Origin of the sequence: Burkholderia sp. COPS, from assembly GCF_019425585.1 — a bacterium.
GTDB classification, from domain to species: Bacteria; Pseudomonadota; Gammaproteobacteria; order Burkholderiales; family Burkholderiaceae; genus Burkholderia; species Burkholderia cepacia.
This window is the reverse complement of the sequence record NZ_WIXR01000002.1, coordinates 40656-66875: the sequence shown is the minus strand read 5'-3', so window position 1 is coordinate 66875 and position 26220 is coordinate 40656. Positions and strand designations below refer to the sequence as shown.

The 26220-nt window shown below is 69.7% G+C and carries 21 protein-coding genes; 4 read left to right on the top strand and 17 right to left on the bottom strand.

Translation table 11 applies throughout. The features are described 5' to 3' along the window. Window positions 1-32 precede the first annotated feature (32 nt). From FOZ70_RS00900 to FOZ70_RS00880, 5 genes are all read right to left on the bottom strand, one after another. Window positions 33-1298, bottom strand: coding sequence for an MFS transporter (locus tag FOZ70_RS00900; protein WP_060067523.1), 1266 nt, complete (start codon window positions 1296-1298; stop codon window positions 33-35). Between the two features lie 13 nt (window positions 1299-1311). Further along, entirely contained in the window at window positions 1312-1857 is a 546-nt protein-coding gene (locus FOZ70_RS00895) for a hypothetical protein (protein WP_048027420.1), read from the bottom strand. 40 nt (window positions 1858-1897) lie between these two features. Next, window positions 1898-2437, bottom strand: a complete 540-nt coding sequence (locus FOZ70_RS37890; protein WP_226193319.1) for a hypothetical protein — start codon at window positions 2435-2437, stop codon at window positions 1898-1900. Window positions 2438-2836: 399 nt separating this feature from the next. Beyond that, entirely contained in the window at window positions 2837-4222 is a 1386-nt protein-coding gene (locus FOZ70_RS00885) for a sigma-54 dependent transcriptional regulator (protein WP_219704762.1), read from the bottom strand. Continuing rightward, window positions 4204-5703, bottom strand: coding sequence for a HAMP domain-containing sensor histidine kinase (locus FOZ70_RS00880; RefSeq protein ID WP_219704761.1), 1500 nt, complete (start codon window positions 5701-5703; stop codon window positions 4204-4206). The genes FOZ70_RS00885 and FOZ70_RS00880 overlap by 19 nt, the downstream gene beginning before the upstream one ends. 193 nt (window positions 5704-5896) lie before the next feature. Between FOZ70_RS00880 and FOZ70_RS00875 the strand changes: the two genes are divergently transcribed. Continuing rightward, window positions 5897-6853, top strand: coding sequence for a mannuronate-specific alginate lyase (locus FOZ70_RS00875; protein WP_021163233.1), 957 nt, complete (start codon window positions 5897-5899; stop codon window positions 6851-6853). Between the two features lie 182 nt (window positions 6854-7035). On the opposite strand, the gene FOZ70_RS00870 is transcribed toward FOZ70_RS00875, so the two are convergent. The 6 genes from FOZ70_RS00870 to xylA all read right to left on the bottom strand — a co-directional run bounded on the left by FOZ70_RS00870 (window position 7036) and on the right by xylA (window position 14205). Then, window positions 7036-7365, bottom strand: coding sequence for a hypothetical protein (locus tag FOZ70_RS00870; protein ID WP_258025509.1), 330 nt, complete (start codon window positions 7363-7365; stop codon window positions 7036-7038). A gap of 38 nt (window positions 7366-7403) precedes the next feature. After that, window positions 7404-8639 (bottom strand): sugar ABC transporter permease, encoded by a 1236-nt coding sequence (locus FOZ70_RS00865; protein WP_059686195.1) that lies wholly within the window; start codon window positions 8637-8639, stop codon window positions 7404-7406. After that, window positions 8636-10195: a D-xylose ABC transporter ATP-binding protein gene (gene xylG, locus FOZ70_RS00860; protein WP_059587330.1), complete on the bottom strand. Its 1560-nt coding sequence runs from the start codon at window positions 10193-10195 to the stop codon at window positions 8636-8638. Before xylG ends, FOZ70_RS00865 begins: the two co-directional genes overlap by 4 nt. 60 nt (window positions 10196-10255) lie before the next feature. Further along, window positions 10256-11284 (bottom strand): D-xylose ABC transporter substrate-binding protein, encoded by a 1029-nt coding sequence (gene xylF, locus FOZ70_RS00855; RefSeq protein ID WP_021163238.1) that lies wholly within the window; start codon window positions 11282-11284, stop codon window positions 10256-10258. Between the two features lie 115 nt (window positions 11285-11399). Beyond that, entirely contained in the window at window positions 11400-12878 is a 1479-nt protein-coding gene (gene xylB, locus FOZ70_RS00850) for a xylulokinase (protein WP_124628825.1), read from the bottom strand. A 4-nt stretch (window positions 12879-12882) separates the two neighbouring features. After that, window positions 12883-14205: a xylose isomerase gene (gene xylA, locus FOZ70_RS00845; protein WP_021164179.1), complete on the bottom strand. Its 1323-nt coding sequence runs from the start codon at window positions 14203-14205 to the stop codon at window positions 12883-12885. A 259-nt stretch (window positions 14206-14464) separates the two neighbouring features. Between xylA and FOZ70_RS00840 the strand changes: the two genes are divergently transcribed. Then, entirely contained in the window at window positions 14465-15658 is a 1194-nt protein-coding gene (locus tag FOZ70_RS00840) for a DNA-binding transcriptional regulator (protein ID WP_021164181.1), read from the top strand. A gap of 27 nt (window positions 15659-15685) precedes the next feature. Next, complete coding sequence (locus FOZ70_RS00835) at window positions 15686-16774, top strand: aldose epimerase family protein (RefSeq protein ID WP_219704760.1); 1089 nt, start codon at window positions 15686-15688, stop codon at window positions 16772-16774. A 111-nt stretch (window positions 16775-16885) separates the two neighbouring features. Here the strand turns inward: FOZ70_RS00835 and yjfF are convergent, their stop codons facing one another. The 6 genes from yjfF to FOZ70_RS00805 form a co-directional block, all read right to left on the bottom strand. Further along, complete coding sequence (yjfF, locus tag FOZ70_RS00830) at window positions 16886-17974, bottom strand: galactofuranose ABC transporter, permease protein YjfF (protein ID WP_219704759.1); 1089 nt, start codon at window positions 17972-17974, stop codon at window positions 16886-16888. Further along, the gene (locus FOZ70_RS00825) at window positions 17971-19011 is read right to left on the bottom strand and encodes an ABC transporter permease (RefSeq protein ID WP_021160499.1); all 1041 of its coding nucleotides are present in this window, start codon (window positions 19009-19011) and stop codon (window positions 17971-17973) included. Before FOZ70_RS00825 ends, yjfF begins: the two co-directional genes overlap by 4 nt. Further along, a complete protein-coding gene (locus FOZ70_RS00820) occupies window positions 19008-20522 on the bottom strand; it encodes a sugar ABC transporter ATP-binding protein (protein ID WP_021160498.1) in 1515 nt (504 codons plus the stop codon). The genes FOZ70_RS00825 and FOZ70_RS00820 overlap by 4 nt, the downstream gene beginning before the upstream one ends. A gap of 94 nt (window positions 20523-20616) precedes the next feature. Continuing rightward, a complete protein-coding gene (locus FOZ70_RS00815; protein ID WP_021160497.1) occupies window positions 20617-21579 on the bottom strand; it encodes an ABC transporter substrate-binding protein in 963 nt (320 codons plus the stop codon). Between the two features lie 553 nt (window positions 21580-22132). Continuing rightward, window positions 22133-22372: a hypothetical protein gene (locus FOZ70_RS00810; protein ID WP_219704884.1), complete on the bottom strand. Its 240-nt coding sequence runs from the start codon at window positions 22370-22372 to the stop codon at window positions 22133-22135. 13 nt (window positions 22373-22385) lie between these two features. Then, entirely contained in the window at window positions 22386-22664 is a 279-nt protein-coding gene (locus FOZ70_RS00805; RefSeq protein ID WP_021160494.1) for a DUF4148 domain-containing protein, read from the bottom strand. A gap of 269 nt (window positions 22665-22933) precedes the next feature. On the opposite strand from FOZ70_RS00805, the gene FOZ70_RS00800 reads away from it, so the two are divergent. Next, window positions 22934-26161, top strand: coding sequence for an efflux RND transporter permease subunit (locus tag FOZ70_RS00800; protein WP_219704758.1), 3228 nt, complete (start codon window positions 22934-22936; stop codon window positions 26159-26161). The last annotated feature ends 59 nt before the right edge of the window (window positions 26162-26220 follow it).

The following is a 26220-nucleotide window of genomic DNA, read 5'->3' as shown; positions in this document are numbered from 1 at the left end:
GGTCGGGAATCGCAGGGAGAAGGAAAGCACGTTCAGGACGACGCGGCCGGCAGGTCGGCCGGCTTGCCGCACACGCTGCTCAGCGCTCGCGCGTGACCGAGCCAGAGCGCGAGCGCGCCCGTCGACACGGCGCCCAGCACGACGAATGCGACCGGATAACCGAAGTGCTGCGCGAGCACGCCGCCCAGCACGGGACTGAGCGCCGCGCCGATCCCCTGCGCGGTCGCGACGGCGCCCTGCCCGGCGTTCACGCGGCCGGAGCCGTGCAGCAGGCGCACGACCAGCGCCGGCACGACGACGCTTTGCAGGCCGGCACCGATGCCGTCGAGCACCTGCACCGGCCAGACGCCCGCCTCGCTCATCAGCACGGCGGCAAGCACGCCCCGCACCGGCAACACCAGGTAGGAAAGCAGCAGCACGCGCCAATAACCGTGCGCGCGAATCAGCCGGGGCGCGACCCACGCGGCCGCGATCATCACGAGCTGCGCGATGACGATGGTTTGCGCGGTGAACATGCTCGCGTTGCTGCGATGCGTGGCGACCACGCCCATTCCGTAGAGCGGCAGCATCGCCGCGTTGCCGAGATGAAACAGCGCGAGCGACGCGCCGAGCAGGACCAGCGGCCGGTTCGAGGCGAGCGTGCGCAAGCCGCCGGCGGGTGGCGCCGACGCGCCCATGGGCGGATCATCGCGCACGGCATGCGTGCGCGGCTCGACAGGGTCCCTGTCGAGGCCGCGTGCGCACGCGTGGTCGATGGCCCGCGCGGGAATCGCCAACGTACTCGCAATCGCGAGGAGCGTGAACACGGCGACGAGCGCGAACACCGCGTCGAAGCCCGCATGCCAGCCGAGCCATCCGGCGAGCGCCGCGCCGACCACGTTGCCCGCATGGTTCGCCATCTGGTTGCGGCCGAACTGCCGGTCGAAACCCTGCCGGCGCGCGATGCCGAGCGTCACGCCCGCGACGGCCGGCGCCAGCGCCGCGCCGCCGACGGCGGCCAGGATCTGCGATGCCGCCACCGCCGGATAACCGTCGGCGAACATCAGCGCGAGCGAGGCCAGCGCCGTCACGGCGGTGGCCGTGACGATCAGCGCGCGCTTCGCGCGCAGCGCATCGACGAGCGCGCCGGCCGGCGGCGTCGCGGCCATCGCGGCGAGCCCGGCCAGCGTCATGACCGAGCCGATCGCGTCGGCGCTCCAGCCGCGCGACAGCAGGATCACGCCCACGAACGGGCCGATGCCGGCCTGCACGTCGGCCAGGAAGAAATTGAGCGCCTCGAGCGCGCGCGCCGCTCTCATCGTCGACGGGCAGTCATTCGTCGTCCGCATCGACGAGCTCGGCGATCTCGCTCACTTCGAGCACCGCGCCGTACCGCGTGACGACGCCTTGCCCCCACGCCATGACGTGGATACCGGCGCGCAGATAGTCGCTCAGCTCCGCTGCCGCATGCGGCGGCATCCGCAGCACGACACCGTTCGTCAGCAACGCGCCGTTCAGCTCGCCTTTCGGGCCGTGCAGCGCGAACGCGACTTCGCCGCTCATCTCCATCAGCTTGCGGCCGCCATGCGGCGGCTTCGGCGCACCGGGCACGGGCCCGTTGTCGACGATGTCGACGCCGTGGCGCCCGGTCAGCTGCACCGCCACGATCATCGCGGCGCCGCGCGACTTGACGCCGCGCACGCGGATGCGGTCGCCCACCTCGACATGGCGAACCAGTTCGCGGCCCAGGTGCGGCGGCACGTGAACCTGCAGGTCGCCGTTCAGGATCAGGCCGTCGATGTCCCCGTGCGGGTTGAGCAGGAACTGTGTGACGCGGCCGCGCGTTTCGGGCAGGCAGGCGGGATCGATCCAGTGCATGGCAGGACTCCTTGTGGGATGGCAGGAAGACGACGCGCGATCAGCGCACGACGTCGTCATAAAGATTCACGACGCGGCCCGGCGAGCCGAACGCGGTGGCCTGCAGCGCTTCGCCGTAGGCATTGCGCGTGCCGTATCCGACCGCGGCAACGCGCGCGCCGGGTACGAGCAGCGCGCCGAACTGCTGGGCGGCCGGCACCGTCAGCTTGACGATCGCGCCGCTGTCGAGCATCACGCCGTCCGGCTCGCCGCGTGGCGCGCGCGTGACGCGCCGCACGACACCCGACACGCTGAGGCGGGCCAGATTGACGCCGCGCAGCGCGGGCGGCATCGGTGCGGCGGATGGCGGCGGCTGGTCGGACAACGATGCGCCGCTGCGGTCGTTGCGCACGACGCGCGCGTGGATGTCGTCGCCGACGCGACGTTCGCCGGCCACCGTTACCCGGTCGCCCGGCCGCGCGAGCGCGATCAGCTGCGTGCCGAGATGCGGCGGCACGCCGACGAGCGTCCCGTCGGTCAGCACGAAACCGTCGACCGCGCCTTCCGGGTTGATCGTCAGGCGCGAAAGCGTGCCGGACACGAGTGTGTCGGAGGCGACGGGCGACTGCGGCGGAGGCGGAAGAGGAGCCGGTTCGAAACCGGCGCGCGGCGGCGCACCGGGCGGTTCGTCCGCACGCGGCGGGGGTGGAATCTGCGCGGCGCAGGCGGTCGCCGCGGCGATCAGCGCTGCGGCACACAGTCCGGCACAGCTGCGGCGAACGGCGACGCGGCGCGGTGGCCGCGAACGCGCGGCGCGTGGGGTCGACTTCATGGCGGACTCCGGCAACGGGTTGCGATGCCGTGATATCTGCAACACGCGTGCCAGCACGCATGTGCCCGCCAGGCCGCGTATCGAACGATGAACCGTGTAAAACGTGTCGGGATTCCCGACACGTTTTACCCGCCGTTGTCGGGAATCCCGACAGGCGTCATGGCGCCGCTAGTCGTCGCGCTCGATACCCAGATGGGCCATGCGCGCATAGAGCGACTGACGGCCGATGCCGAGCTGCCGTGCCGCCTCCGCGCGATTGCCGTTCGCGCGCTCGAGCGCGCGCAGGATCGCGGCGCGCTCGACCGCCGCCAGCGCGTCGGGCAACGGCATGTCGAACAGCGGCGCAGGCAGCGCGAGCGTGTCGCCGCCGGACGCAAGCCCCGGCACGACGCCGAGCCCGAGATCGGCCGCGCCGATGGCCGGCCCGGGCGCCAGCGCGGCCGCCCGCTCCATCACGTTGCGCAGCTCACGCACGTTGCCCGGCCAGCGATGATCGAGCAACGCCCGCTGTGCGTCGTTCGTCAGGTGCAACGGGCGCGCGCCTGCCGCGCACGCCAGGAAATGCGCGGCCAGCGGCAGGATGTCGGCCACGCGATCCGCGAGCGGCGGCAGGTGCAGCGGAATCACGTTCAGCCGGTAGAACAGGTCTTCGCGAAACGTGCCGTTCGCGACGGCCTCGGCGAGATCGCGGTGCGTCGCGGCCACCACCCGGATGTCGATCACCGTCGGACGATCCGCACCGAGCGGCGTCACCTCGCGCTCCTGCAGCGCGCGCAACAGCTTGGCCTGCATGGCGGTGGGCATGTCGCCGATCTCGTCGAGAAACAGCGTGCCGCCGTCGGCCTCGACGAGCCGCCCGGCGCGATCGACGTGCGCCCCCGTAAACGCGCCGCGTCGATGCCCGAACAGTTCGCTTTCGAGCAGGTCGGCCGGAATCGCCGCGCAGTTGACCGCGACGAACGGCCCGGCATGCCGCATCGACGCGGCATGCAGCACGCGCGCCGCCACTTCCTTGCCGGTGCCCGTCTCGCCGGTGACGAGCACGGTCGCGTCGCTCGTCGCGGCCCGGCCGATCTGCTTCTGCACGTCGCGCATCGCGGCGCTCACGCCCAGCAGCCGGGGGCGGGCCGATGCGGGTTCGCGCGCAAACCCGCCATCGTGCGGCTCGACGGCCGCCGGCGGCGCGTTCGCGGAAACGACGCGCGCGAGCAGTTGCGCGATGTCGCGACGCCCGATCGGCTTGGTCAGGTGATCGAACGCGCCGAGCCGCATCGCGTCGATCGTGTTGTCGCTGGTCGCATGGGCGGTCAGCATCACGACCGGGATCGCGGACAGCGCCGGATCGTCGCGCAGTTGCGCGAGCACCGCGAGCCCGTCGAGGTCCGGCAAGCGGAAATCCAGAAAGATGCAGTCGACGCGGCCGCCGTTGCGCAGCGCGCTCAACGCCGCGCGCCCGGCCCCGGCTTCGACGACCCGATGACCGAGATCGGCGAGCGTCTCGGCCAGGCCGTCGCGAAATGCCGCGTCGTCGTCGACTATGAGGATGGTTGCCATGGGATTTCAATGACGAAGGATGCGCCGTGCGGAACGTCGTCGAGCCAGGCCTGGCCGCCATGCGCCGCGGCCACTTCGCGGACGACGGCAAGACCGAGGCCGGTGCCGTCCGCCCGCCCCGTCACGAACGGCTCGAAAATCCGCTCGCGCTCCTCGGCGGGAACCCCGGGGCCGGTATCCGACACGGTGATCCGCAGCCAGTCGCGTCCGCCGAACGTGCGACGCGCGGCGGCGAGCGTGACCGCACCGCCGTCGCCGGCATGGCGCAGCGCGTTGAGCAACAGGTTGTCGAGCGCGCGACGCATCTGGTCGGGATCGAACATGGGGAACGCGGCGGGCTGCGCAAGGCGTTCGCCCTGCTCGCCGGGCAGCCATGCGAGATCGATCGCCTGCCGCTGCGCCAACTCGCGGTGCGTGTCGACGACCTGCGCGAGCCACGCGTCGACGTCGACGCGCGTCGCATGCGGGCTGACCGGCTGCGTCAGCGCGAGCAGGCCCGACAGTTGCGCATCGATGCGTTCGATCTGCGCCAGGATCACGCGCAGCGCGTCCTGCTGCCGTCGGCTGTCGCCGGCCAGCGCGTTTTCGGCTTTCAGCCGCATTGCGCCCATCGGGTTGCGAATCTCGTGCGCGACCTGCGCGGCCAGTTTGCCGAGCATCCCGAAGCGTTCCGCCTGTGCGAGCCGCGTGCGGAGTTCGGCGGCCTGCTGTTGCAGTTGCTCGGCACGCCGTGCATGCGCGTTGAACGCATCGATGATCCGGTCGAGATCGGGCTCGCCGACGTACGGCAGGTGCGGTGCGCGGCCGTCGGGCGCCAACCCGGCTTCGATCCGCGCGAGATTGCCCTTCCAGCGCCGCAGCGCGACGGCGAGCGCCGCCGCGATCGCGAGAATCACCGCGAGCACGCCCGCAAGGCCCGTCGCCAGCAGCTCGCCGTGCCGGCCGAGCGGCGGGCGGGCGCGCGTCAGCATCCAGACGAACAGGCCCGCCCCGGCGCGGACCGGACACGCCGCCGCGATCACGGCATCCTGCGCGCCCTCGACCGCATTCGACGCCGTGGCACGCGTCGCGGCGGCCGCGCGCAGCGTGCGGAGAATCAGCGGCGTTTCCGCGTCCGGCACGTCGCGCTTGATGCCGCTGCCTTGATAAGTCGGAAAGGAATACGCAAGAAAACCGCTCGCCGCGGGTGCGCCGCCGGCCGTCCAGAAACCGCCTTCCATGTCCGGCGCGCGCGCCAGGACGATATCGAGGATCGCATGCATCAGCGCCGAATCGGGCTGCGCGCCGGCCTGCGCGGCGGACGCATCGTAGCGCGACGCGACCGCTTCGCAGGCCGCTTCACCCGCGGCCCGCGCGCCGGCGATCTGCTGCCCTTCGGCGGAACTGGCCATCACCCAGACAACCGCGACGAGCGTCGCGCAGAGCGTCGCGACGAGCGCCCAGAGCATGACGAGTTGAGTGGAAAACGGCGGACGCTTCATCGGATCGGGCAGGCGGTCGAGGGCGACAGGATAACGTAAAGCATACGACGCCGGGACCCGCGCCGCCGGCCTGCCGGATCGGGCAGGACATCGCGCCGGCCGGCAACGGCCGCGATCAGGAAAGGCCGCTGAAAGATCGAACCGCTAGACTGCCTCCGGCTCGACGCCCCCAACCCGCCCTCTCGAGGACCGCATGCGCGCTATTTCTTTCCGAAGGCTATCGGTCGCGTTGTTCACCGTCGGCGCGCTGCTCGGCGCCGCGTCCGCCAGCCGCGCATGCGACGTGCCCGCGCCGGTGCGGACGATCGATCCGCCCGGCTATTACGACGACCCGACCGGTTATGCGCGCGACGTGAAGCCGATGCGCGATTTCATCGCGAAGCTGAACGCGGCGGCGGAACACGCAGACTGGTCGTGCGCGCTGACCCTGCTCGACAGCTGGGCGCAAGCGGATGCACTGATGGGCAAGATTACCGGTTATCAGGGGTATGACGAGCGTTCGTGGGCCGGCACCGACTTCGCGATGGTGATCCTGCGCATGCCGCGCGGCATGCGCGAAGCGAACCGCGCGCAGTTCAACGCAATCGACCCGTGGCTCGAACGCATCGCGATCGCCACGCGCGATTCGGAAGCAATCAACCACCTGCACAACAACCTCGTGTACTGGGCGGGCCTCGACCTGATCGCCATCGGCACCGTGACCGACAACGCGAGCCTGATCGATTCCGGCCTGCTGCGGGTACGCGAAGGGATCCGCGACATCGGCGCCGACGGTTCGCTCGCGCGGGAGGTCAAGCGCGGCAACCGCGCGCTGCACTATCACACCTTCGCGCTGCTGCCGCTCGTGTTCGCGGCGGAACTCGTGCAACGGCGCAAGATCGACCTGTACCGCGAAAACGGCGGCGCGATCGGCCGCCTCGCCAACCTCGTGATCGACGCAGTGGAGAATCCCGACAGTTTCAGGACGATCACGCCGGTCAGGCAGGACCTGTTCCCGTGGACGTTCCGCGACGAGCTGAGCTGGGTCGAGCCGTACTACGCACGTTTTCACGATCGCCGCCTGCCGGCGATCATCGCGCCGCGCCGCCCGTTCAGCGAATGGCGGCTCGGCGGCGACGTGAGCGCGGTGTGGGGTGCACCGCTGCCGTAACGGTCGCCGCGCGCGTTCGGGAGGTTTCGCCGCCGCGAACCGCCGCGACGGCGAAGCGAGCCGGGCCATGATCACGGATCGTGTCGACGCCCGCTTCAACCGCTTTCCAGTACGAAATTGTTCGGTCAACGCGCAACCTCGCACGACCTCGCACAAACGGCGCCTGCCAGGCCATTCACGTATCAGCGTGCAGCGCCCGGAACGGGCTCGTTCATCGCATCGCCGTATCGCTCCGCGCGCTCGACGATGCGAGCGAGCCGGATGATGTCGGTCAGCGCGAAATCGTTCGCGTCCGGCCTCGGACGATCATGCTCGTCCGCCACGCGCATCGCGAACGCGAGCGCTTCCGAGCGCTCGCGCAACAGCGTGCGCAGCGCGTCCGCGATGATCCGGCGATCGCGCGCATCGCCGAGGCCGAGCGCGGCCCCGCGATCGTATTCGACGGCCGGCGCCGCGAGCGGCGACGCCGTCAGCATGGAGATCCCGCGCATCGGTACCGTGTTCCGTTTCATGTCCACCTCTCGTTGACGGGCGGCCAGCGCACGACGCCTCACCGCCGGTTCGACCGCGACACCACGTCGATCCACACCGCCAGCACCAGCACCGCGCCCTTGACGATCATCTGCCAGTACGCGTCGACGTCGAGCATCGACATCCCGTTGTCGAGGCTTGCCATCACGAGCGCGCCGATCAGCGCGCCGTACACGGTGCCCGAGCCGCCGCGCATCGACGTGCCGCCGATGAAGCACGCGGCGATCGCGTCGAGTTCGCCCATCGTGCCCGCCGACGGCGAACCGGCCGCGAGCCGCGCGGTGTTCACGATGCCCGCGAACGCGCACATCAGGCCCATCAGCGCGAAGATCGCGAGCTTCACGCGGTCGGTATCGACGCCGGACAGCCGCGTCGCCTCGAGATTCGAGCCCACCGCATAAATGCGCCGCCCGAACACGGTCTGCGTCGCGATCCACGAGAACACGCCGAGCAGCGCGAGCAGCAACAGCACCGGCACCGGGATGCCGCCGTAGCGGTCGAGCGTCGCGACGAACGCGAACAGCACGGCCCCCGCGCCGACGATCTTGACGGCGTCCTGCCACAGCGGCGCGACCGCGAGCCGGTAGCGGCGCCGCGTGCCGCGCTGGCGCACGACCAGCAGCGCGACGAGCGCGAACAGCAGCAGCGCGAGGCCGTCGCCGGCCACGCGCGGCAGGTAGCCCTGCCCGAGGAACACGAAGCCGTCGGACACCGGGGCGATCGTCGAGCCGCCCGTCACGCCGAGCAGGATCCCGCGAAACGCAAGCATCCCGCCGAGCCCGACGATGAACGACGGCACGCGCCGGTAGGTCGACCACCAGCCGTTGAAGAGCCCGATCAGCACGCCGAGCGCGAGCACCGCCGGGACCGTCGCGGCGACGGGCCAGTGGCGGTTCACGTCGAGGATCGCCGCGACGCCGCCGAGCAACCCGAGCAGCGAGCCGACCGACAGGTCGATCTCGCCCGCGATGATCACGAACACCATCCCGCACGCGAGCATCCCTGTGATCGACATCTGCCGCAGCAGGTTCGACACGTTGCGCGGCGTGACGAACGCGCCGTCGGTCAGCACCGAGAAGAACGCCCAGATCGCCGCGACCGCGAGCAGCAGCGCGAGGATCTTGTAGCGCACGAAGACCTGGCGAAGCTGGCTGCCGGTCGAGCGCCCGGCCGGGTGCCCTGCTTCGTGGCCGCTTGAACGGCGCGCATCCGCGTCCTGCGTCGCCGGGGTGGAGGAAGAAAGTTCGGAATTCATGTCGCACTCGCTGCAATGGGTTCGGTCGGCCGCCGGCCGGATTTCAGCGCGGCGCCGAGGATCTGTTCCTGTGTCAGGCCGTCGTTGACGAAGTCGCCGCGCAGCTCGCCTTCGCCGATCACCAGCACGCGATCGGCGAGCCCGAGCACCTCGGGCATTTCCGACGACACGACGATCAGCGCGACGCCGCGCTTCGCGAGCGCGAACACGAGGCGGTAGATCTCCGCTTTCGCGCCCACGTCGACGCCGCGTGTCGGCTCGTCGAGAATCAGCACCTGCGGCTCGGCCAGCAGCATCTTCGCGAGCACGGCCTTCTGCTGGTTGCCGCCGGACAGGCTCGCGATCGGCAGGAACGGATGCGCGGCACGCACCGACAGCCGCTGCATCTCGGTGCGGATCGCGTCCAGCTCGGCGGCCGCGTCGATCCGGCCGCGCGCCGCGAAGCGCCGCAGCACCGTCAGTGTGATGTTGTGGCCGACACCGAGCTGCGGCACGATGCCGTGGCGCTTGCGGTCCTCGGGCACCATCGCGATACCGGCGCGAATCGCATCCGCGGGCGTGCGGATCGACAGCGGCCGGCCGTTCATCAGCACGGTCGCCGTGCACGCGCCCGGATACGCGCCGAAGATCGCCTGCATCAGCTCGGTCCGCCCCGCGCCGACGAGCCCGGCGACGCCGAGGATCTCGCCGCGCCGCACGCTGAACGACACGTCGTCCACCCGCTTGCGGCGCGGGTTCGTCACGTCGCGGCAGGTGACGTGGCGCGCTTCCAGCACGACGTCGCCGATCTCGTGCGGCTCGCGCGGGTACAAATCGCGAATCTCGCGGCCGACCATCATCGCGATGATCCGGTCGGTCGTCAGCGCGCGCATCGGCTCGGTCGCGACATGGCGGCCGTCGCGGATCACCGTCACCGTGTCGCACACCGCCTCGACCTCGTCGAGCTTGTGCGAGATGTACACGCACGCGACGCCGCGGCGCTTCAGGTCGCGCACGATGTCGAGCAGGATGCGCGTTTCGGACGCGCTCAGCGACGACGACGGTTCGTCGAGGATCAGCAGCTTCGCGCGCTTGTTCAGCGCCTTCGCGATCTCGATCAGCTGCTGGTGGCCGCCGCCGTAGTTCATCACCGGCTGCGCGACGTTGATCGAGTCGATCCGCAGTTCGTGCAGCAGCGCCTCGGCACGCTGCACCATCGCCGCATAGTTCATGCGCCCGCCCGGCAGCGTGATCTCGTTGCCGAGAAAGATGTTCTCGGCCACCGACAGCTCAGGCACGAGCATCAGTTCCTGGTGGATGATCACGATGCCCGCGCGCTCGGTGTCGCGCACGCCGGACGCGACGAGCGGCGCGCCCTCCCAGCGGATCTCGCCCTCCCACGTGCCGTGCGGATACACGCCCGACAACACTTTCATCAGCGTCGATTTGCCCGCGCCGTTCTCGCCGCACAGCCCCACGCACTCGCCGGGCCGCACCACCAGGTCGATGCCGTCGAGCGCCTTCACGCCGTCGAATTCCTTGACGATGCCGCGCATCGTCAGCAAGGGTTCGGTCATTCGCTCATGCCTTGCAGTGTGCGCGCGGACGCACCGGTGGGCCGCCCGCGCGCCGCGCCGTTACTGGCTCGCCAGCTGCGCCTGGGTATAGAAGCCGTCCTTCACGACGACGTCGACGTTGCGCTTGGTCAACAGCGTCGGCTGCAGCAGCACCGTGTCGACCTTCTTCTTGCCGTTGTCGTATTGCGCGTTGAACGCCGGTTTCGTGCCCTTCGCGAGATCCACCGCGAGTTTCGCCGCTTCGCTCGCGATCAGCTTGAGCGGCTTGTAGACGGTCATCGTCTGCGTGCCGGCGATCACGCGCTTGACCGCCGCGAGATCCGCGTCCTGCCCGGACACGGGCACCTTGCCGGCCAGGTGCTGCGCGGCGAGCGCCTGGATCGCGCCGCCCGCGGTGCCGTCGTTCGACGCGACGATCGCGTCGATCTTGTTGTTGTTCGCGGTCAGCGCATCCTCGACGATCCGCAGCGCGGTCGACGCGCTCCACTCCGGCACCCACTGCTGGCCGACGACCTTGATGTCGCCGCGATCGATCGCCGGCTTCAGCACCTTCAGCTGCCCTTCGCGCAGCATCTTCGCGTTGTTGTCGGTCGGCGCGCCGCCGAGCAGGAAATAGTTGCCCTTCGGCTTCGCGTCGACGACGCCCTGCGCCTGCAGTTCGCCGACCTTCTCGTTGTCGAACGAGATGTACGCATCGACGTCGGCGTCGAGGATCAGCCGGTCGTACGACACCACCTTGATGCCGGCCTTGCGCGCTTCGGCGACCACGTTGCCGAGCGTCTTCGAGTTGAACGGGACGATCACGATCACGTCCACGCCGCGCGAGATCAGGTTCTCGATCTGCGAGATCTGCCGCTCCTCGCTCGCGTCCGCGGACTGCACGGACACCTTCGCGCCGAGCTTCGTCGCGGCCGCCACGAAATAGTCGCGGTCGCGCGACCAGCGCTCGACGCGCAAGTCGTCGATGCAGAAGCCGATTTCAGGCTTGTCCTTGCTCGCATGCGCGAGCGGTGCGCCCAGGGTCAGGATCGCCAGCGCAGCGGCGCCGGCAAGCGAGCTCAATACCGTACGACGTTTCACGGATTTCATGTCTCCATTCCTCTCTTTATTGGACTACTCCACGAACGCCGGGCAGCCGCCGAAGCCGGTCGCCCATCGTCTTGCCACCGCGCGGCACGGCTTCGTGCGGCGTGTCACGCGCCCGTCACGCGCCTGTCGCAAACACCGGTTCGAGCGCCCGATACAGCGCGCGAAACGTCGGCCGCCGCGCGTCGCGGTACCACGCGTGGCGCGCCATGTCGGGCTCCCGTACCGCGACGACGGGCGGCTGCGGGCACACCGCGTCGAGCGGCGCATCCGGTTCGAGCGCGAGATGCGCGAGCCGCGCGGCGCCGAGCGCCGGGCCGACTTCGCCGCCCGCGCGCAAGGTCAGCGCGCGGCCGCTCAGGTCGGCCAGCATCTGCGTCCAGTACGCGCTGCGCGAGCCGCCGCCGATCACCGTGATGCTGTCTGGCGCGAGCCCGGCCGCATGCAGCGCGTCGATCCCGTCGAGCAGCGCGAAGCCGACGCCTTCGAGCGTCGCGTTCGCGAGATCCGCGCGCCGCGTATCGGGCGTCATCCCGTAGAACACGCCCTTCGCATTCACGTCGTTGTGCGGCGTGCGCTCGCCGCTCAGGTAAGGCAGGAACCACGGGCGCTCCGCGCGTGCGTTCGCTTCCGCGTCGGCGAGCAGCGCGGCAACGCCGTCGTAGCCAGCCAGTTGCGCGGTGAAATCGACGCAGCCGGCCGCGTTCAGCATCACCGACATCAGGTGCCAGGTGCGCGGCAACGCGTGACAGAAACTGTGAACCGCCGATTCGGGATTCGCGCGGAAACCGTCCGACACCGCGAAGTAGACGCCCGACGTACCGAGCGACAACAGTGCGTCGCCGGGCCGCACGATGCCGACACCCACCGCGCCGGCCGCGTTGTCGCCGCCGCCCGCGACGACCGGGATCTCGCGCAACCCGAGCGCACGTGCGACGGCCGGCAGCAGCGTGCCGGTGATGCGGTTGCCCTCGAACACGGCGGGCATCTGCGCGCGCGACAACCCGCATGCGGCGAGCAGCGTGTCGTCGTAATCGCGCTTCGCGACATCGAGCCACAGCGTGCCGGCCGCATCCGACGGATCGGTCGCGAACGCGCCGGTCAACCGGTAACGCAGATAATCCTTCGGCAGCAGCACATGGGCGATCCGCGCGAATACGTCCGGCTCGTGCCGGCGCACCCACAGCAGCTTCGGCGCGGTAAAACCCGGCATCGCGAGATTGCCGGCGACGGCGCGCAGCGTGGGCGCGAGCCGCTCGAGTTCCGCGCACTCCGCATCCGCGCGGCCGTCGTTCCACAGGATCGCGGGGCGCAGCACGTCGCCGCGCGCATCGAGCAGCGTCGCGCCGTGCATCTGCCCGGTCAGGCCGAGCGCATCGATGGTGCGCGGATCGATGCCGGCCGCGCGCGCATCGGCAACGAGCGCCGCCAGCGCGCCGCACGCCGCGTCCCACCATTCGCGCGGCGCCTGTTCGGACCAGCGCGGCCGCGGCCGGCTCACCGCCAGCGGCCGGCTCGCGCTGGCCCTCACCGCGCCGTCGCGGTCGAGCAGCACGGCCTTCACGCCCGACGTACCGAGGTCGACTCCGATGTACATGGCGTCAGCGCAGCCCGTAGATGGCCTGGTTCACGATGTTCTCGAGCCGCTCCTGCCCGCCGCTCGCATGCTGCGGGTTCACGCCGCGCGCGAGCGCGTCGGCGGCGAGCGATTCAAGCGTGTAGCCGCCCGACAGGATCTCGCGGCCGAACGCGCTGTCCCATTGCGCGTAGCGCTGCCGGCGCAGCGCGTCGAGCCGGTCGTTCGCGACCAGCACGGCGGCGCGCTCGAGCGCGAGCGCGAGCACGTCGATCGCGCCCACGTGGCCGTGGAACAGGTCTTCCGGATCGACGCTCTGGCGCCGCACCTTCGCGTCGAAGTTCATGCCGCCGGTGGTGAAGCCGCCGTGGCGCAGGATCTCGTAGAACGCGAGGGTCAGCTCCTCGACACTGTTCGGGAACTGGTCGGTGTCCCAGCCGTTCTGCGGATCGCCGCGATTCGCATCGACGCTGCCGAACACGCCGAGCGCGAACGCGTTCGCGATCTCGTGATGGAACGAATGGCCGGCGAGCGTCGCGTGGTTAGCCTCGATGTTCACGCGGATCTCGTTCTGCAATCCGAATTGCGTGAGGAAACCGTGCACGGTCGCGACGTCGTAGTCGTACTGGTGCTTGGTCGGCTCCTGCGGCTTCGGCTCGATCAGCAGCGCGCCCTTGAAGCCGATCCGGTGCTTGTGCTCGACGACCATCGACAGGAAGCGCGCGAACTGCTCGCGCTCGCGCACGAGATCGGTATTGAGCAGCGTCTCGTAGCCTTCGCGGCCGCCCCACAGCACGTAGTTCTCGCCGCCGAGCCGGTGCGTCGCGTCGAGTGCGTGGCGCACCTGGGTCGCCGCCCACGCGAATACGTCGGGATTCGGGTTGGTCGCCGCGCCCGCCGCGAAGCGCGGATGCGAGAACAGGTTCGCGGTGCCCCACAGCAGCCGCACGCCGGTGGCCTGCTGACGCTCGCCCAGGTAATCCGTCATTCGCGCGAAGTTCTCGACGTACTCGCGCAGGCTGTCGCCTTCCGGCGCGACGTCGGTGTCGTGGAACGTATAGAACGGCGTGCCGAGCTTCGTGAAGAACTCGAACGCCGCATCCGCCTTCTGCCGCGCCCGCTCGAGCGCATCGCCCGGCTGCTGCCACGGCCGCCGGAACGCACCCTGGCCGAACATGTCGTGCCCCGGCCACACGAACGTATGCCAGTAGCACACCGCGATGCGCAAGTGTTCCTCGAGCGTCTTGCCGAGCACCTGCTTCGTGCGGTCGTAGTGGCGGTAGGCAAGCGGGTTGTCCGATTGCGGACCTTCGTAGCGAATCGCGGGAATCTGTTCGAAATACGACATGGCGTCTCCGTCCGGTTTCTTGTTGCAGTGCGGCGCGCGGCGCGTTGGCGTGCGGGCCGAATTCGGTCTGGCTGGATCGTGCCCGCGCGCCCCCTCCCCCGCAATTGCGAAATTGCGCAGCATGCTTAACGATTCTTGCCAGCGCGCTGCGCACCGCACGCGTTCCGTCCTACAATCGCCGGACACCAGACCAGCGCGCGGCACCGTCCGCGCCCCCGGAGACAACGGCGCGACGCCCCGCACGCGCCCCGAGACCGAGATGACCCGCGCCCCTTCCAGCCAGACACCGCACCGCATCGCGCTGCTGTTCAACGCCAACAAGGTCTACGACCGCGAGATCATCAGCGGCATCGGCCAGTACCTGCGCTCGACGCGCGTGGTGTGGGACCTGTTCCTCGAGGACGACTTCCGCTGCCGGCTCGCCGGCATCGAGCATTTCGACGGCGACGGCATCATTGCCGACTTCGACGATCCGGCCGTCGCCGACGCGCTCGCCGGCTCGCCGCTGCCGGTCGTCGCGCTCGGCTCGTCCTACGAGGATCCCGCGCAGTATCCGGACGGCGTGCCGTATATCGCGACCGACAACGCGAAACTCGTGTCGCTCGCGTACACGCACCTGATCGGCGCCGGGCTCGCGCACTTCGCGATGTACAGCCTGCCCGACGCGCAGCAGAACCGCTGGGCGCAGCAGCGCGAGCTGGCGTTCGACCGGCTCGCGCGCGCGGACGGCCTCGACGCGCCGATCTACCGCGGGCTGTCGACGAGCGCATCGGCATGGAATCACGCGATCGAGCAGCTGATCGGCTGGCTGCATGCGCTGCCGAAACCCGTCGGCATCATCGCGGTGACCGACGCGCGCGCGCGGCACCTGCTGCAGGCCTGCCTGATCGCCGGCCTCGCGGTGCCCGAACAGGTCGCGATCATCGGCATCGACAACGATCCGCTCACGCGCACGCTGACGCGCATCCCGCTGTCGTCCGTGATCCAGGGCACCGAGGAAATGGGCCGGACCGCCGCGCACCTGCTGCACCAGATGCTGCGCGGCGTGCGTTTTCCCGACCGGCGCATTCTCGTGCCGCCCGTCGGGATCAACGTGCTCGAATCGACGCGCCACCAGCCGCTCACGAGCCCCTACGTGATGCGCGCGCGCCATTTCATTCGCCAGTACGCGTGCCAGGGCATCAAGACGGAACAGGTCGCCGACTACGTCGGCGTGTCGCGCTCGCTGCTCGAGGAACACTTCCGGCGCGAACTGCAGCGCACCGTGCACCAGGAAATCCTGCGCCACAAGCTCGAAGCGGCGCAGGCGCTGCTGGCCGGCCGGCAGGCGTCGAGCGCCGAAGTCGCGATCCGCTGCGGGTTCACGTCGCTTCAGTACATGTACGCGGTATTCCGCCGCGAGCTCGGATGCACGCCCCGCGAATACCAGGAACGCACGATCGCCGCGCACTGAAGCCGGCCTTACCCATCGAATCCACCCATGCATATCGATACCGACTCTCCCCGCCCGGCGCCCGGCGTCGCACGCGTCCCATCCGAACCGTGGGGCACGCTGCCCGACGGCGACGCGGTGCGGCGCTACACGCTGCGTAACGCGCACGGGATGCGCGTCGTCGTCAGCGACCTCGGCGCGACCGTCGTGTCGTGGCTCGCGCCCGACCGCACCGGACGCTTCGCCGATATCGTGCTCGCGCACGACACGCCCGCCGAATACGTCGAATCGGGCGCCTACCTCGGCGCGACGGTCGGCCGCTGGGCGAACCGGATCGCCGGCGCGCGCTTCACGCTCGACGGCGTCGACTACCGGCTCGATCGCAACGAGCGCGGCAATCTGCTGCACGGCGGCGCGAACGGCTTTCACCGGCAGCGCTGGGCCGTCGTCGACGATTGCGGCGGGTTGACGCTGCAGCTCGATTCGCCGGAAGGCGACGCGGGTTTTCCGGGCAACGTGAGCGTGCAGGTGCGTTATGCGCTCGACGACGACGGCACGCTGACGATCGACTACACCGGCGTCACCGACGCGCCCACGCCGCTCAACCTGACGAATCACAGCTATTTCAACCTCAGCGGCCGCGCGGGCGGCGACGTGCGCGGCCACGTGCTGAGCATCGACGCCGACGCGTTCCTCGAAGTCGACGACGCGCTGATTCCGACCGGCGCCGCCGACGTGACCGGCACCGCGTTCGACTTCCGGCACAGCGCACCGCTCGGCGCGCGCCTCGACTGGCCGCACGCGCAGCTCGCGCGGGCGCGCGGGTTCGACCACTGTTTCGTGCTGCGCGACGGCGCGCACGCACTCAGGCCCGTCGCGGCGATCTACGACCCGGAAAGCGGCCGCGAGCTGCTCGTGTCGACGGATCAGCACGGCCTGCAACTCTATACGGGCAACTACCTGGACGGCCTGCGCGTGAGCGGCGGCACGCGCTGCGCGCGACACGCCGCGCTGTGCGTCGAAGCCGGCGGCTTTCCGGATCAGGTCAACATGGACGGCCTGCGCGACGCCGTCATCGTTCAACCGGGTGCCGTCTATCGACAGACCACGCAGTACCGCGTCGGCGTTCGCGCCTGACGCGGTGCACGGCGACGGCGCGGCTACGTCGCGCGCCGTTGCCCGGTCGATTCCGTTCCGCTGCACCGCACGCGCGGTGCGATCCCCGGTGCGATCGCCGGTGTGATCCCCCTACGCGCGCCGCATCGTCGACACGAGCGCCGCATCCTCGCCCGCGCCGGCCGGCCGTGCCGATGCGGCGTCGGCCGGCCGCGGCCGCTCGCCCAGCCCCGTGCCGCCGGTGCGCCGCCGCGCGGCATGCCGCTCGATCACCCGCTGCAGCACGCAGAACACGCACAGCAGCGCGCCGATCACGATCCGCGTCCACCACGAGCTCAACGTGCCGTCGAACGTGATCAGCACCTGGATCGTGCCGAGGATGCCGACCCCGAACACCGAACCGATCACGTAACCCACGCCGCCCGTGAGCAGCGTGCCGCCAATCACGGTCGCGGCGATCGCGTCCAGCTCCATCCCCTGCGCCTGCAGCCCATAGCCCGACAGCACGTACAGCGTGAACACCACGCCGCCGAGCGCCGAGCAGAAGCCGCTCAGCGCGTACACGCCGATCTTCGTGCGCGCGACCGGCAAGCCCATCAGCAGCGCCGAACGTTCATTGCCGCCGACCGCATACACGTTGCGGCCGAACCGCGTGAAATGCGCGACGTAGATCGCGGCGGCCAGCGTCGCGAGCGCGATCAGCGCGCCCGCGCTCAGCGTGCCGCCGCCGACCGGCACGCTGATGCCCGCGATCGCATGAAACGTCGGCTCGTTGATCGTGATCGACTGCGTCGTGATCAGGAAGCACGCGCCGCGCGCGAGAAACATTCCGGCGAGCGTCACGATGAACGGCTGCAGCCGGAAGTAATGGATCAGCGCGCCCATCGCCGCGCCGTACAGCGCGCCGAACGCGAGCACAAGCGGCACGATGACCCACACCGGCCAATGCAGCCGCTCGGCGCCGACCGCGCAGAAAATCGTTGTCAGCGCAACGACCGAGCCGACCGACAGGTCGATCCCGCCCGACACGATCACGAACGTCATCCCGATCGCGACGATCAGCAGGAACGCGTTGTCGACGAGCAGCCCGGTGAGCACCTGCATCGAGAAGAAGCCCGTGTACATCACGGATCCGAAACCGAACAGCGCGACGAACAGCAGGATCGTCACGACGATCGGCAGCGTGCGCGGGTCGGTGAGCCGGCCAAGGAATCGGGTCATCGGGGCGTCGCTCCGGTGGTGGCGCGCGAACGCGCGGAAGGCAGCAGCCGCGACGCATGCCGGACGACCAGCGCGCGCGCCGCCTCCGACTGGATCAGCGTCACGACGATCACGACGACCGCCTTGACGACGAGCGTCGCCTCCGGCGGCACGCCGATCGAATAGGTCGTGTAGGTGAGCGTCTGGATGATCAGCGCGCCGAGCACCGAGCCGGCGAGGCTGAAGCGGCCGCCGAGCAGCGACGTGCCGCCGAGCGTCACCGCGAGGATCGCGTCGAGTTCGAGCAGCAGCCCGGCGTTGTTGCCGTCGGCGCTGCGCACGTTCGAACTCGCGAGGATGCCGGCGAGCGCCGCCATCACGCCCGAACACAGATACACGCCGAACACGACCGCACCGGCGCGCAGCCCGACGAGCCGCGTCGCGACCGGATTCACGCCGATCGCGCGTATGAACAGCCCGAGCGCCGTGCGGTTCACCAGCAGCGCGGTCGCGGCGATCGTCGCGATGGCGATCCACACCGCGCACGGCACGGTCGCGAGATACCCGCCACCGAGCGCGAGATAGCCGGGCGCACCGATCGGGATGATCTGGCCGCCCGTCAGCAGCTGCGCGACGCCGCGGCCGGCCACCATCAGGATCAGCGTCGCGATGATCGGCTGCATCCCGACGAACGCGACGAGCAGCCCGTTCCAGGCGCCCGCGAGCAAGCCGACGCCGAGCGCGGCGGCCAGCGCGGCACCGACCCGCGACGGATCGCCGTCGAGCACGATCGCCGCGGCCGCGCCGGCGATCGCGACGATCGCGCCGACCGAGATGTCGATCCCGCGCGTCGCGATCACGAGCGTCATCCCGAGCGACACGATCACGAGCGGCGCCGCGCGGTTCAGGATGTCGACCGGTGCGCCGAACAGGTGGCCGTCGAGCAGCGCGATCGACAGGAAACCCGGACGATGCGCGACATCGAGCGCGAACAGCAGCGCGAGCGTCAGCACCGGCCACGCGAGCGAATGACGAAACAGCATGCGCAGCGGCGTCATGACTGGCCTCCCGCGATCAGACGGTACACCTGCTCCTCGGATGCATCGGCGCCGCTCAGCTCGGCGACCTTGCGACGGTCGCGCAGCACCGCGATCCGGTGGCTCACGCGCACGACCTCGCCGATCTCCGACGAGATGAACAGGATCGCGAGCCCGGTCTTGCACAGCGCGAGCACGCGCTCCATGATGTCGAACTTCGCGGCGACGTCGATCCCGCGCGTCGGTTCGTCGAGAATCAGCAGCTTCGGGTCCGTCGCGAGCCAGCGCGCGAGCAGCACCTTCTGCTGGTTGCCGCCCGACAGCAGGCCGATCGGCTGCTCCGCGTCGCGCGCCTTGATGCCGAGCCGGGCGATATACGACTCGGCGATCTCGCGCTGGCGCGCGCGCCCGATCAGCCGCCACCAGCCGCGCCGCGCCTGCAGCGCGAGGATGATGTTCTCGCGGATCGACAGCGCGGCGACGATACCCTCCTTCTTGCGGTCTTCCGGGCAGTACGCGATGCCGTGCCGCACCGCGTCGTGCGGCGACGCGAGCCGCGTGCGCGTGCCGTCGATCTCGATCGCGCCGGTGTCCGGGCGCTCCGCGGCGAACGCGAGCTGCGCGGTTTCGGTACGCCCCGAGCCGAGCAGCCCGGCCAGCCCGACGATCTCGCCGGGCCGCACGTCGAGATCGAGCGCGCTCATCATCCCGCGCCGGCCGACCTGCTGCATCGACAGGAACGGCGCGGCGTCGCCCGCGGTGCGCACGGCGGCCGCGGCACCCGCCTGCAGCGTATCGGACATCCGCTCGCGGCCGGTCATCTTCGCGACCAGCACATCGACCGGCAGGTCGCGCGCCAGGTACTCGCCTTCGCGCTCGCCGTTGCGCATCACGGTGATCCGGTCGGACACCGCATAGGTCTGCTCAAGGAAATGCGTGACGAACAGGATCGCGATGCCCGACGCCTTCAGCCGGCGCAGCACGTCGAACAGCCGCGCGACCTCGCCGTCGTCGAGGCTCGACGTCGGCTCGTCGAGGATCAGCACGCGCGCATCGACGGAAACGGCGCGCGCGATCGCGACCATCTGCTGCACGGCGATCGGGTACGCGTCGAGCGAGCGCGTCACGTCGAGCGACAGGTCGAGTTCCGCGAGCGCCGCGCGCGCACGCGCATGGATCGCGTTCCAGTCGATCGCGCCGCGCCGCATCGGCTGACGACCCGCGAAGATGTTCTCGGCGACCGACAGGTTCGTGCACAGGTTCACTTCCTGGTAAAGCGTCTGGATCCCGGCCGCCTCGGCTTCGCGCGGCGCGGCGAAGCGCACGGGCCGGCCGCCGACGCGAATCTCGCCCGCGTCGTGCGCATGCACGCCGGTGAGCACGTTGATCAGCGTCGACTTGCCCGCGCCGTTCTGGCCCATCAGCGCATGGATCTCGCCGGGAAACAACCGGAAGTCCACGCGCTGCAGCGCGCTGACACCCGGAAATGACTTGTCGATGCCGGTCATCTCGACCACCGGCGATTGCGTCATGACCCCTCCGTCGAAACGGTTGCGAAGCGGTAGCAAAGCGGTTGCAAAGCGGTTGCGACTCGGGCGGCAGCCGCGCCGCCGCCCGTGCGGGACATCAGTACTTGCGGGTCGGCAGCACCTGCGCCGCGACGTTCATCGGGAACACCGTCTCGTTCGTGACGATCCGCTTGGGCAGCTGCTTGCCGGCGACCACGTCCTTCACCGCGCTCATCAGCTGCGGGCCGAGCAGCGGGCTGCATTCGACGTCGACGTTGATCTTGCCGGCGATCATCGCCTGGAAACCGCCCTTCGTCGCATCGAACGACACGACGCTCACGTCCTTGCCGGGCTTGATCCCGGCTTCCTCCATCGCCTGGATCGCGCCGAGCGCCATGTCGTCGTTGTGCGCGTAGACGACGTTGATCTGCTTGCCGTAGGTCTTCGCGAACGCTTCCATCACCTGCTTGCCGCCGGCGAGCGTGAAGTCGCCGCTCTGCGACGCGATCACCTTGAATTTCGGATTGTTCTTGATCACTTCGAGCAGGCCCGCGCGGCGATCGTTGGCCGGCGCCGAGCCGACGGTGCCCTGCAGTTCGACGATGTTGATCGGGCCCGCATCGTTCTTGTAGCGCTCTTCGAGCCAGTGGCCGGCGCGCCGCCCTTCCTCGAGGAAGTCGGAGCCGATCATCGTCACGTACAGCGACGGGTCCTTCACGTCGACCGCGCGATCGGTCAGGATCACCGGGATATGCGCGGCCTTCGCTTCGGTCAGCACCGGTTCCCAGCCCGATTCGACGACCGGCGAGAACGCGATCACGTCGACCTTCTGCGCGATGAACGAACGGATCGCGCGAATCTGGTTCTCCTGCTTCTGCTGCGCGTCCGAGAATTTCAGGTTGATGCCGGCGTCCTTCGCCGCGCCCTTCACCGACACGGTGTTCGCGGTGCGCCACGCGCTTTCCGCGCCGACCTGCGAGAACCCGAGCGTGATCGGCTTTTGCTGCGCGAACGCGTCGTGCGCGAACACCGTCGCCGCGGCGACGAGCGCGCCGGCCGTCAGCTTCCTGAAAAATGTCATGGTCCGTCTCCGATGATGTCGTTGTATGCCGCTGCGCTGTTGTGGTTCTGCTTGGCGCGGGGATGCGGGTCGGGACTGCAGACCGGGCTGGCGCGTGCGGCCGGCCCGGTCTGCATGCCCCGCATCAGTCTATGAACAAGTCCGATAACCTTCCAATGAAATATTGGATTCGGGCGATATCGGAATCGGCATACGTATAAACACCTAAACGGGCTGGGGGCGGCGCGGCGGAGATGGGAAAGGCGCCGGCTATGAAAAACGCCGGCTATACCAACGCGCAAGGCGCGATCATGGGCGGCTTCCTGCACCGAGGCGGCAGACCGGGCTCGGTCGCGAGCGGCTGGCTGATGGATCGCTTCGACCGCTACCGGGTGAGCGCCACGAGTTTTTGCCTGGCGGCACGGTCGCTCCGGGCCGTGCACGGGATGCAGTCGACGTTCCGGCCCCAGCAGGTGCTCGCCTTTGCTTGGGGATCGTTCATTCCCGGCGCCCATACCGGCATGAACGCGCCGACCGCGCGCTTTTATCCGACCGTCGCTCACGACGGCCAGAATTACCGCGCATCGCCATCGCCGGCCACGCCGAGCCGCCGGTCGATGCCGCTGTCGCGACCGCGCGGCGTCTCGCCGCCCCGATTCGGTACGACGCCGGCCGCATGCGCCGGGTTCAACGCTCGCAGCACGCTCGCGCGCCCGCCGTCGTCATCGGGCAATTGCGGCATCCCGCGTGCAAAGGCCGGCGCGACCGCCGCCGCGAGCAGCGCGGCGATCGCCAGCCGGGAAAGGCGCGTCATCGCCTGTCTCCGGTCACTGCGCGCTGACGGCCGGCACCGGCGTCGACGCGGTCGCGGTGGCCTGCTCGCCGTGCGCGATCGCATAGAGCTCGCGATTGCGCGCAATCGTCGACGGGCTCGGCGGATAGTCCCAGTTCGACGTGGGCACGGTGCCGTCGCGCTGCGCCTGAACGAGCTCGGCGATCACGTCGGCACGGGTCGGGCCCGACGACGACGCTTGCGCGAAAGCGGCAACCGGCGTGCCGATGGCGAGGGCGAGCAGCGCGGTCGCTGCGATCAGTCTGCGATTCATGATGAAACTCCCCAGAACGGTTCGATGAGGACGCATCGTCGATGCGCCGCCGGCGGTGCCGCGGAAGCGGTTCGCCGCCCGACGTATTCATTCTGGTGACTGCGGCCGGCACGACGCTGACCGCCACATGACAATCCTGAAATCTGCGGCGCCACGCGCAGATAACCGTTTCGTAATCTTCGAGTCAGGGCCGGGTCAACGCGGCAACGGCAGACTGCACGCTCGTCGCATCCATCGCGGCGCCCTTGCCCTGCTTCGAGGAAAACATCATGTGGATCGTCCGGCTGGCATTGCGCAGGCCCTATACGTTCGTCGTGCTTGCGCTGCTGATCTTCATCGCGGGCACGCTCGCGATCCTGCGCACACCGACCGACATCTTTCCGAACATCGACATCCCGGTCGTCAGCATCGTCTGGTCGTACAACGGCTTTTCCGCCGAGGACATGGCCAAGCGCATCACGACCAATTACGAGCGCGCGCTCACGTCCGACGTCGACGACATCGAGCACATCGAATCGCAATCGCTGAACGGCGTGTCGGTTGTGAAGATCTTCTTCCACCCCGGCGCGGACATCAATCGCGCGATCGCCGAAGCCTCGAGCAACTCCGCGTCGATCCTGCGGATCCTGCCGCCGGGCACGCTGCCGCCGAACATCATCACGTACAACGCGTCGACGGTGCCGATCCTGCAGCTCGGCCTGTCGAGCAGCACGCTCGCCGAGCAGCAGCTGTACGACCTCGGCAACAGCTTCATCCGCACGCAGCTCGCGACCGTCCAGGGCGCGGCCGTGCCGCTGCCGTTCGGCGGCAAGGTGCCCGAGATCGTCGTCGACCTGAACATGCGCGCGCTGCAGGCCAAGGGGCTCGCGCCGATCGACGTGGTCAACGCGATCAACGCGCAGAACCTGATCCTGCCCGGCGGCACCGCGAAGATCGGCGCGCGCGAGTACAACGTGCAGATGAACGGCAGTACGCAGACCGTCGCCGCACTGAACGACCTGCCGGTGAAGACCGTCGGCGGCAACGTCGTCTATGTGCGCGACGTGGCCCACGTGCGCAACGGCTACGCGCCGCAGACCAACATCGTGCGCAGCGACGGCAAGCGCGCGGCGCTGCTGACGGTCGAGAAGACCGGCAGCGCATCGACGCTGACGATCATCGGCCAGGTGAAAGCGATGCTGCCGAAGATCGCGGCCGGCCTGCCGAAGGCGCTGCACATCACGCCGCTCGGCGACCAGTCGGTGTTCGTGAAAGCGGCGATCCAGGGCGTCGCGCGCGAGGCGCTGATCGCCGCGTGCCTGACGGCGCTGATGATCCTGCTGTTCCTCGGCAGCTGGCGCGCGACGCTGATCATCGCCGTGACGATCCCGCTCGCGGTGCTGACGTCGCTGTGCGCGCTGGCCGCGCTCGGCGAGACGATCAACATCATGACGCTCGGCGGGCTCGCGCTCGCGGTCGGGATTCTCGTCGACGATGCGACCGTCGCGATCGAGAACATCACGCACCACCTCGAACGCGGCGCGCCGCTCGAGGAGGCGATCCTGACCGGCGCGGGCGAGATCGCCGTGCCGACCTTCGTGTCGACGCTGTCGATCTGCATCGTGTTCGCGCCGATGTTCCTGCTGACGGGCGTCGCGCGCTACCTGTTCGTGCCGATGGCCGAAGCGGTGATCTTCGCGATGATCGCGTCGTACTTCTTCTCGCGCACGCTGATCCCGACGCTCGCGATGGTGCTGATGCGCGCCAAGGGGCACGGCAAGGCGCCGCGCGGCATCTTCGCTCGCTTCGCGCGCTTCCAGGCCGCCTTCGAGCACCGTTTCGAAGCGGTCCGCGCGCGCTATCGCGCGCTGCTGTCGGCCGCGATCGCGAACCGGCGCCGCTTCGCGGCCGCGTTCCTGCTCGCCTGCGTGGCTTCCACGAGCCTGTTCGCCGTCGCCGGGCAGGATTTCTTCCCGTCGGTCGATACCGGCGAGATCCGGTTGCACCTGCGCGCGCCGACCGGCACGCGGATCGAGGAGACCGCGCGCCTGACCGACGAGGTCGAGACGCGGATCCGCTCGGTGATCCCCGCGAACGAACTGGCCGGCGTGCTCGACAACATCGGCGTGCCGGTCAGCGGGATCAACCTGACCTACGACTCGTCCGATCCGGTCGGCGCCGGCGACGCCGACATCATGATCACGCTGAAGCCGAACCACCGGCCGACCGCGCAGTACGTGACGAAGCTGCGCAACCTGCTGAACCAGGCGTTCCCGGGCGTGACCTTCGCGTTCCTGCCGGCCGACATCGTCAGCCAGATCCTCAACTTCGGGTTGCCGGCGCCGATCGACATCCAGATCGTCGGCAACCGGCTCGATGCGAACCGCGCGGTCGCGAACCGGCTGCTCGCGCAACTGCGCGGCGTGCGCGGCCTCGTGGACGCGCGCATCCAGCAGCCCGGCGACGCACCCGCGATCAACGTCGACGTCGATCGCACCAAGGCGATCCAGGCCGGGCTCCAGCAGCGCGACGTCGCGCAGAACCTGCTGATCTCACTGTCCGGCAGCTCGCAGACCACGCCGAACTTCTGGCTGAACCCCGCCAACGGCGTCAGTTACCCGGTGCTGGTGCAGGCGCCGCAGTACGACGTCAATTCGCTGCAGTCGCTCGCGAACATCGCGATGCCGACCGCCGCGCAATCGCCGCAGACGCCCGCGGGCGGCCCCGCGGCCGGCGCGGGCGCGCAGAACCTGCTCGGCACGCTGGGCACCTTCTCGCGCGCCGAGCAGCAGGCCGTCGTGTCGCACTACAACGTGCAGCCGGTGCTCGACATCTTCGCATCGGTGCAGGACCGCGACCTCGGCGGCGTGACGGCCGACGTGACGAAGCTCGTCGACGCCGCTCGCGCGCAACTGCCGCCCGGCTCGTCGATCGTACTGCGCGGCCAGGTGCAGGCGATGCACCAGTCGTTCGCGGGGCTGCTGAGCGGCCTCGTGCTCGCGATCGCGCTGGTCTACCTGCTGATGGTCGTGAACTTCCAGTCCTGGCTCGACCCGCTCGTGATCGTCAGCGGCCTGCCCGCGTCGCTCGCGGGCATCGCGTGGATGCTGTTCGTCACGAACACGACGCTGTCGGTGCCCGCGCTGACCGGCACGATCCTGTGCATCGGCATCGCGACCGCGAACAGCATTCTCGTCGTCAACGCGGCGCGCGAGCTGAGCGCCGGCGGCACGCCGCCGTGGCAGGCCGCGCTCGATGCGGGGTTCAGCCGGTTCCGCCCGGTCGTGATGACCGCGCTCGCGATGCTGATCGGCATGCTGCCGATGGCGCTCGGCCTCGGCGACGGCGGCGAGCAGAACGCGCCGCTCGGCCGCGCGGTGATCGGCGGCCTCGCGTTCGGCACGGTGTCGACGCTGCTGTTCGTACCCGTCGTGTTCGGCTTCGTCCATGCGTGGCTCGAACGGCGACGCGATGCGGCCGCCGCACGCCGCGTGCCGGACACGCCGGCCCTGCCTTGAGCACGGATACCCGGATAGCTGGACTGGATACCCGCCGATTTCCTCCGACTCGCCCGACT

Bases quoted from the DNA above. Each gene is read 5' to 3' on its own strand.
- yjfF (WP_219704759.1), bottom strand. From the start codon at position 17,974: ATGACCCGATTCCTTGGCCGGCTCACCGACCCGCGCACGCTGCCGATC.
- FOZ70_RS00880 (WP_219704761.1), bottom strand. From the start codon at position 5,703: ATGAAGCGTCCGCCGTTTTCCACTCAACTCGTCATGCTCTGGGCGCTC.
- FOZ70_RS00835 (WP_219704760.1), top strand. From the start codon at position 15,686: ATGCATATCGATACCGACTCTCCCCGCCCGGCGCCCGGCGTCGCACGC.
- FOZ70_RS00840 (WP_021164181.1), top strand. From the start codon at position 14,465: ATGACCCGCGCCCCTTCCAGCCAGACACCGCACCGCATCGCGCTGCTG.
- xylB (WP_124628825.1), bottom strand. From the start codon at position 12,878: ATGTACATCGGAGTCGACCTCGGTACGTCGGGCGTGAAGGCCGTGCTG.
- FOZ70_RS00875 (WP_021163233.1), top strand. From the start codon at position 5,897: ATGCGCGCTATTTCTTTCCGAAGGCTATCGGTCGCGTTGTTCACCGTC.
- xylG (WP_059587330.1), bottom strand. From the start codon at position 10,195: ATGACCGAACCCTTGCTGACGATGCGCGGCATCGTCAAGGAATTCGAC.
- FOZ70_RS00870 (WP_258025509.1), bottom strand. From the start codon at position 7,365: ATGAAACGGAACACGGTACCGATGCGCGGGATCTCCATGCTGACGGCG.
- FOZ70_RS00885 (WP_219704762.1), bottom strand. From the start codon at position 4,222: ATGGCAACCATCCTCATAGTCGACGACGACGCGGCATTTCGCGACGGC.
- FOZ70_RS00800 (WP_219704758.1), top strand. From the start codon at position 22,934: ATGTGGATCGTCCGGCTGGCATTGCGCAGGCCCTATACGTTCGTCGTG.
- FOZ70_RS00865 (WP_059686195.1), bottom strand. From the start codon at position 8,639: ATGAATTCCGAACTTTCTTCCTCCACCCCGGCGACGCAGGACGCGGAT.
- FOZ70_RS00815 (WP_021160497.1), bottom strand. From the start codon at position 21,579: ATGACATTTTTCAGGAAGCTGACGGCCGGCGCGCTCGTCGCCGCGGCG.
- FOZ70_RS00820 (WP_021160498.1), bottom strand. From the start codon at position 20,522: ATGACGCAATCGCCGGTGGTCGAGATGACCGGCATCGACAAGTCATTT.
- FOZ70_RS00895 (WP_048027420.1), bottom strand. From the start codon at position 1,857: ATGCACTGGATCGATCCCGCCTGCCTGCCCGAAACGCGCGGCCGCGTC.
- FOZ70_RS00900 (WP_060067523.1), bottom strand. From the start codon at position 1,298: ATGAGAGCGGCGCGCGCGCTCGAGGCGCTCAATTTCTTCCTGGCCGAC.
- xylA (WP_021164179.1), bottom strand. From the start codon at position 14,205: ATGTCGTATTTCGAACAGATTCCCGCGATTCGCTACGAAGGTCCGCAA.
- xylF (WP_021163238.1), bottom strand. From the start codon at position 11,284: ATGAAATCCGTGAAACGTCGTACGGTATTGAGCTCGCTTGCCGGCGCC.
- FOZ70_RS00810 (WP_219704884.1), bottom strand. From the start codon at position 22,372: ATGACGCGCCTTTCCCGGCTGGCGATCGCCGCGCTGCTCGCGGCGGCG.
- FOZ70_RS00825 (WP_021160499.1), bottom strand. From the start codon at position 19,011: ATGACGCCGCTGCGCATGCTGTTTCGTCATTCGCTCGCGTGGCCGGTG.
- FOZ70_RS00805 (WP_021160494.1), bottom strand. From the start codon at position 22,664: ATGAATCGCAGACTGATCGCAGCGACCGCGCTGCTCGCCCTCGCCATC.